Annotated in this window: 11 protein-coding genes; 3 read left to right on the forward strand and 8 right to left on the reverse strand. The window is 27.1% G+C overall.

Annotation, left to right across the window (positions count from 1 at the left end):
- Positions 1-1,288: 1,288 nt before the first annotated feature.
- From Q0T35_RS09875 to Q0T35_RS09895, 5 genes are all read right to left on the reverse strand, one after another.
- Positions 1,289-2,044, reverse strand: a complete 756-nt coding sequence (locus Q0T35_RS09875) for a glycosyltransferase (RefSeq protein ID WP_295842889.1) — start codon at positions 2,042-2,044, stop codon at positions 1,289-1,291.
- 76 nt (positions 2,045-2,120) lie between these two features.
- Positions 2,121-3,266 (reverse strand): EpsG family protein, encoded by a 1,146-nt coding sequence (locus tag Q0T35_RS09880; protein WP_295842891.1) that lies wholly within the window; start codon positions 3,264-3,266, stop codon positions 2,121-2,123.
- Between the two features lie 4 nt (positions 3,267-3,270).
- Positions 3,271-4,236, reverse strand: coding sequence for a glycosyltransferase family 2 protein (locus Q0T35_RS09885; RefSeq protein WP_295842892.1), 966 nt, complete (start codon positions 4,234-4,236; stop codon positions 3,271-3,273).
- A 112-nt stretch (positions 4,237-4,348) separates the two neighbouring features.
- Positions 4,349-5,542, reverse strand: a complete 1,194-nt coding sequence (locus Q0T35_RS09890) for a 3-phosphoshikimate 1-carboxyvinyltransferase (RefSeq protein ID WP_295842894.1) — start codon at positions 5,540-5,542, stop codon at positions 4,349-4,351.
- Positions 5,542-5,868, reverse strand: a complete 327-nt coding sequence (locus Q0T35_RS09895) for a nucleotide pyrophosphohydrolase (protein WP_293916997.1) — start codon at positions 5,866-5,868, stop codon at positions 5,542-5,544. The genes Q0T35_RS09890 and Q0T35_RS09895 overlap by 1 nt, the downstream gene beginning before the upstream one ends.
- Positions 5,869-6,169: 301 nt before the next feature.
- Here Q0T35_RS09895 and xerD point away from each other — a divergent pair, with 301 nt between their 5' ends.
- A complete protein-coding gene (gene xerD, locus Q0T35_RS09900; protein ID WP_295842895.1) occupies positions 6,170-7,081 on the forward strand; it encodes a site-specific tyrosine recombinase XerD in 912 nt (303 codons plus the stop codon).
- 26 nt (positions 7,082-7,107) lie between these two features.
- A complete protein-coding gene (locus Q0T35_RS09905) occupies positions 7,108-7,596 on the forward strand; it encodes a YkgJ family cysteine cluster protein (protein ID WP_293917002.1) in 489 nt (162 codons plus the stop codon).
- A 4-nt stretch (positions 7,597-7,600) separates the two neighbouring features.
- Here Q0T35_RS09905 and Q0T35_RS09910 read toward each other — a convergent pair whose 3' ends face one another.
- The 3 genes from Q0T35_RS09910 to Q0T35_RS09920 are packed head-to-tail and all read right to left on the reverse strand — an operon-like array spanning position 7,601 to position 11,046.
- On the reverse strand, positions 7,601-8,026 hold the full coding sequence (locus Q0T35_RS09910; protein WP_293917004.1) for a hypothetical protein: 426 nt from the start codon (positions 8,024-8,026) through the stop codon (positions 7,601-7,603).
- Between the two features lie 9 nt (positions 8,027-8,035).
- Positions 8,036-8,410: a RidA family protein gene (locus Q0T35_RS09915; protein ID WP_293917064.1), complete on the reverse strand. Its 375-nt coding sequence runs from the start codon at positions 8,408-8,410 to the stop codon at positions 8,036-8,038.
- Positions 8,411-8,433: 23 nt separating this feature from the next.
- Positions 8,434-11,046: a putative LPS assembly protein LptD gene (locus tag Q0T35_RS09920; protein WP_295842897.1), complete on the reverse strand. Its 2,613-nt coding sequence runs from the start codon at positions 11,044-11,046 to the stop codon at positions 8,434-8,436.
- 22 nt (positions 11,047-11,068) lie between these two features.
- Between Q0T35_RS09920 and Q0T35_RS09925 the strand changes: the two genes are divergently transcribed.
- Positions 11,069-12,352 carry an N-acetylmuramoyl-L-alanine amidase gene (locus Q0T35_RS09925; protein WP_295842899.1) on the forward strand — a complete coding sequence of 428 codons (1,284 nt, stop codon included), beginning with the start codon at positions 11,069-11,071 and terminating at the stop codon, positions 12,350-12,352.
- The last annotated feature ends 9 nt before the right edge of the window (positions 12,353-12,361 follow it).

Below are 12,361 nucleotides of genomic sequence, written 5' to 3' on the forward strand. Positions count from 1 at the left end.
TAATAAATATAATTAAAGTGATTAATAAAAAAATTAAATAATTTGTTGTTTATATTTAATATATATAATTATAACTTGTGGTATATGTATATAAGTATATAAATGATTATAACAATATTTATTAGGTATAAATTATTTTAATTTAATATTGTTATTTGTTTAGTTAATTCTAAAAATATAAATTTTCATAAAAATTTACTGGCTATTTATTCTTTTATTATCAATAGTAAATGTCACGCTAAGTATTTTACTTTATGACGATGGAAATGTTATGTCTATGGATATTGAAGATTCCGATTGGGCGTGTATATGACTAGATGAATCTATACATAGAGCCATTGACAAGATATAAAAATGATTTTCTCTTTTTTCAGGATAAAAAATATAATAAAAGTTGGATTGTAAGCATATCCAGTTATCCCAGTTAAGGGTATTATGTTTATAAAAGTAATACTCTAGTAGAATAAAAGGTTAAAAAGCAAATTTTGAAATTAGAACATTGACTTTTATGATATAATGTACTTATTTAGTTCAGGAAAATGATAATTGTTAGGAAACAGAAACACTGCGTGAATAAGCAATTTGGATAAGTGATGGGGGAGAAGGTTGAATTGATTTAAGCTCACCTTTGGTCGAGATGAAAATCAAATCGGTAAATTGTCAATATAAAAGTTTAAATATACGTTAACAGTACTAGAGTAAAACAATCAATAAATATTGCATCAGAAGTTTATGTTTCTTCAGACTAAAAGAAACTTACATGGGTATTTGATGATAATTAATAAATAAAGAGGATAAAAAAAGATAATGATTATGAGCCTACAATTTCAATAAAAAAAGAAATTTTATTAAAAATATATATATTTATTTTTATACCAATTTATCTTCAAGTTTATTTATAATCATATTAGAGAAATAAGTCGAAAGGATCCTTCTGCTAATAAATTTAAATGCTTCAGTAGTATTTTCTAAAAGTATAAATAATAAAAAAACCTAAGTCATTTATATTCAAGAAAAACACGCTGAAGTGTATATTTTAAAATTTCAATCCAATCTAGTAAACAGATACTAAAAAAATAATTAAAAATTATGATTTTTTAATTTTTAAGAAAAAAAATCTTCCTAAAATATTTTTTAGAGATATTTTTACTATAGATATAGATAGTAAGATTTCTTTAATTATAATATTATAAAAATATAACTAAGAATGTTAGTAGAAGAAAATATAAAGAACTGATAGAATGAATTCTACTAATTAAAATGAATATCATTTCGTTATAAATAGGAATTAAATTTTTTTATATTTTTTTAACCCATTACAAGCCCAATGAGCAGTATAGTATAAAGATTTGTATAAAGATAAATTTAAAAAATTATAATAAACGAGAAATTGAAGTTTAAACATTAACCATTTATTTCTCGAATAAGAATTTTGTCTTATTCTGTAAATAACTAAAGGAGACTGGATTGCTCGTATGTTTTCAATCTTTTTTGATAAATTGAGAATCATAGCATAATCTTCTCTTCTATGAACATTAGGAATATGTAATTTACCAATTCTTTTTGTATCATATATTAAAGTTGAAATAAATATAGGGCAATTTAATAATAAACGCTTATAAGTTACATGATCTTCTGCAACAAAGTCTTTTAGACATGGGGTTAGATTTTCATCTACTCTTTTATAAGAGGTATATATAGCTTCTTCATTATTATTTTTAAGGAAATTAATTCTTTCCTCAAGAGCATTAGGTAACCATATATCATCACTATCAATAAATGCTATATATCTTCCAGAAGCGTTATCAATACCATAATTACGCGCTATTGCTGCACCTTGATTTTCTTTTAATACAATAAGCTTTATTCTATTATCCTGATATTTTTTTATTATCTCAACAGAATCATCAGTACTACAATCGTCAATAATAAACCATTCCCAATCAACATACGTTTGATTTAATACAGACTCTATTGTATCTACGATAAAATTGGAAGAATTATAGTTAGCTGTAATAATTGAAACGGAAGGATTAATATTCATTATGTTTATGATTTATATCATTAATAATAATATTTGAATTATATGATAGTAGAAAATATTTTTACAATCAAATTATTTATTCATCAATAAATTCATAAGGTATAAAATATTTTATATCAAAATCATCACTAAAAATATTTGACATTTTATCGAAGCCTAATGCAACGGAATTCGGCCATATTCGCCAGCTCATTAAATAAATATAAATAATAAAAAAGAAATATATAATATGATTATATGTTTTTTTTGAGTATTTTATAATCATAGCAATAAGAATGGCCCAAAAATCACCATATGCAGCCGGTAGTCTAATTGAAAATATTGAATTTTCTCTTAAAGAATAATATATAAAATAATAGGTAACAACTAAATTTCTAATCATTTTATAGTTTTCATCCGAGGTAGTATTGCATATATATCTATCATTGACCAAAAGAGTAGTTATAAATATTAATTTTACAATATCATTTATACTCCATCCTGCACTCTCCAAATTTTTATAAGAATAAAATCCACCGGTAGCTTCTGCTATAATATCAGATGATATATTGGAAAATAAGTTTTCAAAAAATAAATATGGTTTAAATGGGGATATAATTATTGCAAATAAAATAATAAGGAAGCATGAAAATGTAGATAAATTCAACTTAGTAATCCAATAGGCTGGAATAAATATCAAAGCAGTTTTATGGAAGTAATAGCTAATAAAAATACAAAATAAGAACTTAAATAATTTTCGTTGCTCTATATATTGATAAGAAAACAAACAAAGTGCTATAGAGACACCTTGTCTAATATGTCCAGAATCGCTAAAAAAATAATTAGGCATAAAAAAATATAAAAGCGATATCATGGGATATGGCGAATATTTATAATAAGAATAAGTTTTTAGAGATATTGAGATTAGCCCATAAATAAATAATAAAGCAAAGAATGGCATTCTAAAATATCCTAAAATTTTTGATATTAAAACATAAGACACTTCAACATCTGCATCAAAAAGATCACTCCATTTTACAAATTTATTAATACTCATATATAATTTATAATAAGGCCAATAATCTGCACCTTGAGCTACACGTATTCCACATAGAAATATGAAAACTGAAGATATAACTATATATGGAATTTTAATTCGTGCCTTAATACCATTATTATTTATATCTATATAAGAATAAAAGGTTATTACAAATAAAATAATATAATATACGGGATGAAGCATTTAATTATAATTTAATTAATTGTAATATATAAAATACTATTTTCTTTATGCTTAATGTTGATAGATAATTTTTACCAAATCTATTGTAAAACAAAATTTCTTTTCTCGAAATATTTTCGTTTTTCAAAATACTTTTAAGTCTAGAGAACATCTGTCTTCTACTGGTAATATCTTTAACATACGCATAATAAGCTAAAAAACAATAAAAACCTTGAAAGATAATAAATTTATTCCAGTCCTTAATATTTTTATTATAACAACTTTTATTAAAATCAAGTTTTACAATTTCTATAGCATCAAACATATGAATTCCTTTAATGGTGTAATTTCTGGTTATTGAACCGGTTCTAATTAAATATTGATAATAAAATTTATTAGTTTTTGCAATAGTTTTAGCTTTTAAAAATAATCGGGGTATGGTAGCAACATCTTCAAAATGCATATTTTTAGGAAAAAATATATTTTCAAATAATTCTCTTTTAAAAATTTTATTACATGCAAAACAAGACATTTCACCGAAAATCATAAAATCCTGGGTAAGATCTATTTTTTCTGGAAGTTGATGTAATTCAGGTAATTTTTTTAATAATTTTCCATGATTATCGATATTCTGAAGGCTACATATTACAATTTCAGCTGAGTGTTTTTTTGCTAAATTATACATTTCATCCATCATCTCTTTATCTATCCAATCATCACTATCTACAAATGCTAAAAATTCTCCCGAAGCATTTAAAATTCCAGTATTGCGAGCTTCACTTAATCCTTGATTCTTTTGGATTATTGATTTTACATTATCATATTTTAAATAATATTCATCTATAATTATTTGCGAATTATCAGTAGAACCATCATTAACAATTATAATTTCAATCTCTTTTAAAGTTTGATTTATAAGAGAATCCAAACATTTACGAAGATAATGCTCTACATTATAGACAGGTACAATTACAGAAACTTTATAAATCATAGATATAAAAAAGATTCAAAGTTACTATTTTAATTAGATAATTTTGAAATTGATACATTTAAAAATAATTATTATAATAAGACAATAATATAGTAGTATAGTGAACAAAAAATTATGGTTTTATTCCATAATAATTCATATCATTCCAAAATTCAACATAAGATTTTTCAACAACGCTAGGATTTACTATTTCTAAAGGAAATAATAACTTTAAAGGCGCAAAGCTCATGGCCATCCGATGATCGTTGTAGGTTTCAATTTTTTGATTTTCAAAAAACGAATTAATTTTTTTAAGTTCAAAAGAATTATCAGTAATTTTAACGTTTCCACCACACTTTTCAATTTCATTCTTTAATGCAATTAATCGATCAGTTTCTTTTATTTTTAATGTTTCAAGTCCGGTTATCTTTATTGGTATTCTTAATCCAAACGCAGTTAGAGCAACGGTTTGCGCTATATCCGGACAATCATTCATATCTATTTCAATAAAATTCGGATATTCGAAATTTAATATTGAAAAAATAGTAATTTCATTACCTTCAAATAAGGTTTTAACTCCGAAATATTTTTGGTAAATATCTGCAACCCTCCTATCTGCTTGCAATGAATCTTTAAACAAATATTTTAATTTAATTTTTAAATTATTGTTACTCAATGCACATAGGGAATAATGATAAGAGGCAGACGACCAATCACTTTCAATTATAAAATCTTGCTTTTTTATTTCAGTAATTGGTAATATTAAAATTTTATTTTGAAGAATAGAAGCTGCGATGCCTATCTCGGTTAAAATTTTAAGTGTCATGGTAATATAAGGCAGTGAAGTAACTTTACCCTCTAAGTTGATATGCAATCCATTTTCAAGCTTTGCGCCTATTAAGCATAATGCGGTAATATATTGACTACTAATATTAGCAGGTAAATTAATAGTATTACCCTTTATTTTCTTTCCTTTAATTTCTAAGGGAGGGTATCCTTCATTTTCAAGATAAGAGATATTAGCTCCTAGATGTTTTAAAGAATCAACCAAAATCTTTATCGGGCGTTCTTTCATTCGATGTGAGCCGGTAAGTATAGTTTTTCTACCTTCCTGAATGGAAAAGAAAGCGGTTAAAAATCTCATAGCAGTACCTGCGTGATGGATATCTATTAATTCCTCTTTTGATTTTAAAGCTTCTTGCATTACATGACTATCTTGGCTTTTCGATAAGTTTTGTAAAGAAAGTGAATTATCAAATAAAGAATTTAATAACAATAACCGGTTAGTTATGCTTTTTGAGCCTGAAAGATTGATTGTTATACCCATTACTTTAGTTTTGTATTATTAATATGCCTATCACTATCCCGTTTTGATGTTGCATTTAATTTTTTCTGAAAAGCTGTTTCCAGATCAATTCCTGTTTGATTAGCTAAACAGGTTACCACAAAGATTACATCTGCTAATTCTTCACCTAAATCTTTATTTTTATCGGATTCTTTTTCTGATTGTTCGCCGTATCTTCTGGCTATAATTCTGGCAACTTCTCCTACCTCTTCAGTTAATTGTGCCATGTTAGTGAGTTCATTAAAATACCTAACGCCATACTGTTTTATCCATTGATCTACTTGAAGTTGAGTTTCTTTTAAGCTCATTTTTGTAAAAATATAATAATTTATAGCTAATATATTAATAATATACATAAAAACTTTAATTGTTATATATTATGTTTAAATACTTTTTACTTTTTCCTTAGTAAAAAATTAAGTATCAGCAGAATTTATGATATTATCTAGCTTGTTTCCTGATAATTTTTGTATAATTATTTATAAATAGTTTAGAAAAAATAAAATATAATAATATAAGATAAGGAAATAAATTTTCTCATGTGAAAAAAATATATGATTAGTATTTTCCTAATCAATCCTTTTTGAATAAAATCATACCTTTGCCGGTATGAGATGGGATTTAGTTATAAGTAATTTCCAAGAATACTTATGGTTGGAAAAAGGCCTTTCTGAGAACACACAAATTGCATATATAAGAGATGTAAAGAAACTTCAAAAATTTGTTTCAAATAATGAGTCTATAACACCCTATAATATTGATCGATTTTTGGTACAAGATTTTATTTATAATTTTGCTAAACAATCGACTTCAGTAAAATCTCAAGCAAGGTTAATATCCTCAATAAAATCTTTTTTCAAATTTTTACAGATAGACGAAAAAAGAGAAGATAATCCAGCAGAATTACTGGAAAGTCCTAAAATTGGCTTATATCTTCCCGATGTTTTAAGTCATGAAGAAGTCGTAACGTTAATAAAGTCTATAGATTTATCTAAACAGGAAGGAGAAAGAAATCGTTCCATAATAGAAACCTTATACGGTTGCGGTTTACGTGTATCAGAGTTAATTAATTTGAAATTATCTGATTTATATTTAAATGAAAATTTTATTAGAGTGACAGGTAAGGGAGATAAACAAAGACTAGTACCTGTTTCTGAACGTACTATTAATTTTATTACTATTTATAGAGATTCTATTCGAGTGCATCAAATACCTAAACCTAACTGTGAAGATATACTTTTTTTAAATAGGAGAGGAGGAAAGCTTACTCGAGAGATGATTTTTATTATAATTAAAAACATAGCAGAAAAAGCAGGGATTAAAAAGAAAGTTTCACCTCACACGTTTAGACATTCTTTTGCGACAATATTATTAAAAAATGGGGCAGATCTTCGTTCTATTCAACAGATGCTTGGACATGAAAGTATTACAACAACAGAAATTTATACACACCTAGACAATCAACAGCTTAGAGATACTATCGAAAAATATCACCCTTTTTCCATTTATAAGCCCGATTAAATGGAGTATACATAAATCAAAACGTAATGAATTTAGATAAATATAAAAATGAAGCAATAAAAAAAGCTTCGGAGCACAAAAAATATTTAGAAAAGTTAAAACAAAAAAAGCCCAAGAAATTAGATGAAGAAATGGAAGAAATACATCAAAATGTATTTTCTAAAATTGATTGCTTACAATGTGCCAATTGCTGTAAGACTACCGGTCCTTTAGTTTTAGATAAAGATATAGAAAGGATATCAAAGCATTTGCGAATGAAACCAATAGAATTTATAGATCAATATTTATATAAAGACGAAGACAATGATTGGGTTTTTAAACAATTGCCCTGTCCTTTTTTAGATCATTCTAACTATTGTATTATTTACGAAGTTCGTCCGAAAGCTTGCAAAGAGTATCCGCATACGAATCGAAAAAAATTTTATCAAATTAATAATTTAACTTTAAAGAATACGGTCATATGTCCAGCTGCCTTTGAAGTTGTAGAATTATTGATGAAAAGTAAAAGATTATGATTAGTTATCTTTTTGAATCAATAATTTTTTTATTTTGCAACCATTCAACAATTTTAGCACCCAACCATGAAAACGGGAAAAAAATAAAAAACATACTAATAATATACCAAGTAGGATGTCCTTTAATTGTTAAAACAGAAATTATAGCAGTTATTAAAAGGATAAATCCGATTAGCATGGCATAAGCTGTTTTTGCAGTCTTTACGATCAAAGCACAAACTATTCCTCCTAATAGAGAACCAACACCTGAAGAAATCAATAAAGCTATAAAAAATTCACCTTTAGCAGTATGAACTACAGATCTCCAATATTCAATAGGAAGTCCTTTATAATTGTACGGAATCCAATATGAATTGATCATAACTGATAGCGTAATAATTGTTAAAGCTACAAAAAGCCCAAATATAACCGCAATAGTGTTTCTAATCATATTGTTTATTTATTCTGTTGCTATAATTGAAATTTCTATTAAAACATTTTTAGGCAAGGCTGATACCTGTACACATTCTCTGGCAGGATAAACATCTGAAAAATAAGAGGCATAAATTTCATTAACTGTTGAAAAGTTATCTAAATTTTGAAGAAAGATTGAAGTTTTTACCAAATTATTCCAGTTTAAATTTGCTTCAGTAAGGATTGCTTCTATGTTTTTCATAACCTGATGCGTTTGTTCCTCAATAGTTGCAGGAATTTCAGCATTTAACGGATTAACAGGTATTTGTCCGGATACGAATAAAAGGTTACCAACCTTAATCGCTTGTGAATAAGGACCTATGGCTGCTGGAGCTTTATCGGTAGTAATAATTTTCTTAATCATGATTTAAATATACAAATTTTTTAAAAACTTGATTGGTCATTAAAATTTTTAGCTTCGTATTTGACAGCATCTTTCAATATTGCTGCTTTTACTCCAATATAAAAACTCCATGTCTTATTATAGCTAGATGAAATAGGAACCCAGTTAAAGTTGATATTGAAACTTCTTAAGTCTCTCATAAAGCCTAATCGTGTATATCCAAACTCTTTAGTCTCCATATCATAATTTGTTGAAGCTGTAATTTTCCAATATGGGGAAGGGGAAATTTCTCCGGTCAGATTTATAGTGGCAGATATATTGGTGTTTCTATTATACTCTTTTGTTGAAGCATAATTTAAACCTACATCCAATTTCCAAGGCATATCGAAATGGGCATAATTCTCGTCATCAAAATAGTATTTTTCATATCGTACAGTTCCTTGTTTCTTATATTTGGTAACTTTTTTCTCACCGAATAAAGACTCATCCAAAGAAAAATTTAGTCCCATTGTATAGCTGGCAATAGTCAAATGCCCAAACTTATCAATGGCATGGCCCACTGTAGATTCGGGAGTATCGAAGACTATTTTATAAGGATTTACTCTCATGGCATAGTTAACTCGTAATTTTGAATTAAATAAAGAAGAGGATCCAGAAGCATTTATTGGACTCCATTTTAAGGAATCAGCTGCAAAATTATAAGAGGTATTAATATTTAAGGATTCAAATATTTTTATCTTTTTAACGCCACTAGCTTCTTTCTTACTTCTTACTTTCATCTCAAGGTTATTTGCTAATGATATATTAAGAGAGCTATTTTCATAATTAGAAGGAGTTCCCATGATATTTCCTTCATAATAAGAATACTTTACTTTTTTTCCATCTTTATCTATATATGTCCCATAATATCCCCATGAATCTCTAGAAAAATCGGGCATAAAACCATAACTAAAGGTCGGCGAAATCATATGACGAATAGCTTGTATCATGCTACCTTTTTTAAAGTTGGCGATACCATATAATGTTGTTGTCAGATTTAAAGAGCCGTCAAAAGTTCGAAAAGTTTTAAAGCCGTCTTTGTTTAGCGTTTCAATTTTATCTGTTAAAGGATTATACTCTTTTCTTATGCTTTTTGTAGTCCAAATTTCTCTGTAATTACCATTTATTCCGAATTGAAAATAATTAAAGAGAGTAGAAGTAGTTCCAAAACTGGTTGAATTTTTCATACCGTTCTTGGAATTTTTAAACATTTTAGACGTAAACATATCATCAGTGGTCGTATTTAATGAATTTTGAAGATTCATTTTATAATCCATATAGATGTTATGCAAAATTGTTTTTTTAGGTCCAGACTTAGGTTTGAAAGGATAAATTTGTGGCATGGTAACCGTTAAATTGGGAAGGACCATTGAAACTTCTCCGGTAGAGATATTTTGTGAGGCAGAAGTATTTAGAGAAATAGTCAACGGGTTATTATCAAATCTTTTAACTAATGATATGGATGAAGAAGTTTGGTTATTATTTACATTACCATGTAGAGCATTTTGATTGTAAATACTATTATTATAATAATTTTGACTCATATAATTAACCGAAGCATTGAATGATAAATTTGGATTAGCTTTCGAGTCCTGTAAATGAGACCAAGTAATTCTATAATTTTCAATTTCAGAATAATCATCTAAACCTTTAGTGCTATTTATATTTTTTTCATAAATAAAATTTAAATTTCCGGAATATCTATAACGATTTAAATATCTCAAGCGATTGTCGATCATCCAACTTCCTTTTGTATAGAAACCAAAACGGCTTTCTAAATCAAGATATTCTCCAATAGGTACATAAATACCCCATCGTTCTAAATAAAATCCTTTAGCCTGACGTTCGCCAAACGTACCAATTAAAATTCCAGCTTGACGATTACTACCTGTAGAAGGAAGATATAAAAACGGTAATATAAATGGAGTAGGAACTTGCTCAATATACATGGTAGTAGGCCCAGCAATAATTGTTTTTTGGTTTTTATCAGTTATTAATTTCAATTTATTCGTAGATAATCCATAATCGGGGATAGAATCTTTTTTTGCTTTAAAATATTCATCCGTTGTTAAAAAACCACGCCGCATGTAGTATTCACGATCATTCATTCTTTTGGCTTTTTGAGCTATAATAGCCATTTCGTCTTCTTCTGTTCGAATATTAAAAGCTGTACCTTGCTTGGTATTCATATTGAATTGAGCTTCTGTATATTCGTAACTTTTTCCTCCTTGAGTAAATGTTATGTTATCAATGATTCTTCCAAGACTATCTACTTTTCCACGAGCTAAAATATCCCCCGTATTCCAATCCATCACGATATAATCCGCCTTGATAGTCATATCTTGATAACTAACCTGAGCATTATGAATAAGATAAGTAAGTTTTTTCGAGAAAACGTTTCGAATTTCATCACCTTTAGTATCTACTATATTTTCAAGTCTTTCTTTAGTAGAGGATATAGAGTCGTTAGGAGTTTTTACTGTGTCAGCAAGGTTTTTAACACCTTTTTCCTGTGCTAAGATAATGTTAAAAATTAGAAAAAATAAATAAAGTATATTATATTTGAAACTTGAATTGATCAAAGCATATAAATTCAGAAAAATTTTTGCTGTCAAAATTAATCAAAAAAAAGAATTAATGAGAGTTTTAACAATATTTAACTTAAAAAATATACTACTATTAACCTTACTTTTCTTTATTAACTCTTTATATTCCCAAAAAAAAGATTTTATTTTAGTATTAGATGCCGGTCATGGTGGACATGATAATGGGGCCAAGGGATTATCTGCAAATGAAAAAGACGTGAATCTCTCATTGGTTTTAAAAGTAGGAGCATTGATAGAAAAAAAAAATAAAGATGTTAAAGTCATTTATACTCGTAAGACAGATGAATTTATTCCCTTAATGACACGTGCAGACATTGCAAATAAGGGTAAAGCTAATTTATTTATATCCATACATTGTAATTCAAGCCCTAAAAGCGCTCCATACGGTACAGAAACTTTTGTTTTAGGAGCACATAGAAATAGAGATAATTTCGACGTTGCCAAAAGGGAAAATGAGGTAATATATATGGAAAAAGATTACCAAACTACTTACGAAGGATTTAATCCTTCATCTCCGGAATCCGTTATAGGGTTAACATTAATGCAAAATATTTATTTAGAAAATAGCTTAAAAATAGCCAGTTATATTGAAAATAATTTTAAAAAAGAAAATCGATTTTCAAGAGGAGTTAAGCAGGCTGGATTTTTAGTATTGGTTCAAACGGCTATGCCTTCCGTATTAATTGAGACAGGTTTTATATCTAATCCTCAAGAAGGGCAATATCTAGCCTCTGAAGAAGGACAGAATACAATTGCAAAGAATATTTATGATGCTTTTTTAAGTTATAAAAAAGAATATGATAAAAAATCGGAAAAGAAAGAGGAAATAGATATTTCGCAAGCGGTTGAAAAACCTATTGATAATGGCAAAGTTTTAAAAGTTCAATTTTTAGCATCATTTAATAGATACGATCCTAATTCCGCACAACTTAGAGGAATGCAAAATGTTGAAATTATTAAAACAAATGGTAAGTATATATATTATGCAGGAAGTACAAACTTAAGATCTGAAAGTGAAGCAACTTTAAAAATTGCCAAAGAGGCAGGATTTAGAGATGCTTCCGTAGTAGAATTTAATGAAAAAGAAGTTTCAATTAATCAATATTATACAATAGAATTATTTATTTCACCTAAAAAATATAGAGAAAATGATTCCATCTTTAAAGGGTTGAATAATGTAATAAGAGAAAGGATTAATAACGTGTATATTTATACAAGTGGCAAAGTAAATAATTATGATTCAGCTAAAAAACTATTGGAAGTTTATAAAAATCTTGGACTTAACGATGGTATAATATCTAAAATTTCATCATAAAAATAGATT

Source organism: uncultured Apibacter sp. (assembly GCF_946479295.1).
Classification (GTDB): Bacteria; Bacteroidota; Bacteroidia; order Flavobacteriales; family Weeksellaceae; genus Apibacter.

Bases quoted from the DNA above. Each gene is read 5' to 3' on its own strand.
- Q0T35_RS09875 (WP_295842889.1), bottom strand. From the start codon at position 2,044: ATGAATATTAATCCTTCCGTTTCAATTATTACAGCTAACTATAATTCT.
- Q0T35_RS09880 (WP_295842891.1), bottom strand. From the start codon at position 3,266: ATGCTTCATCCCGTATATTATATTATTTTATTTGTAATAACCTTTTAT.
- Q0T35_RS09885 (WP_295842892.1), bottom strand. From the start codon at position 4,236: ATGATTTATAAAGTTTCTGTAATTGTACCTGTCTATAATGTAGAGCAT.
- Q0T35_RS09890 (WP_295842894.1), bottom strand. From the start codon at position 5,542: ATGGGTATAACAATCAATCTTTCAGGCTCAAAAAGCATAACTAACCGG.
- Q0T35_RS09895 (WP_293916997.1), bottom strand. From the start codon at position 5,868: ATGAGCTTAAAAGAAACTCAACTTCAAGTAGATCAATGGATAAAACAG.
- xerD (WP_295842895.1), top strand. From the start codon at position 6,170: ATGAGATGGGATTTAGTTATAAGTAATTTCCAAGAATACTTATGGTTG.
- Q0T35_RS09905 (WP_293917002.1), top strand. From the start codon at position 7,108: ATGAATTTAGATAAATATAAAAATGAAGCAATAAAAAAAGCTTCGGAG.
- Q0T35_RS09910 (WP_293917004.1), bottom strand. From the start codon at position 8,026: ATGATTAGAAACACTATTGCGGTTATATTTGGGCTTTTTGTAGCTTTA.
- Q0T35_RS09925 (WP_295842899.1), top strand. From the start codon at position 11,069: ATGAGAGTTTTAACAATATTTAACTTAAAAAATATACTACTATTAACC.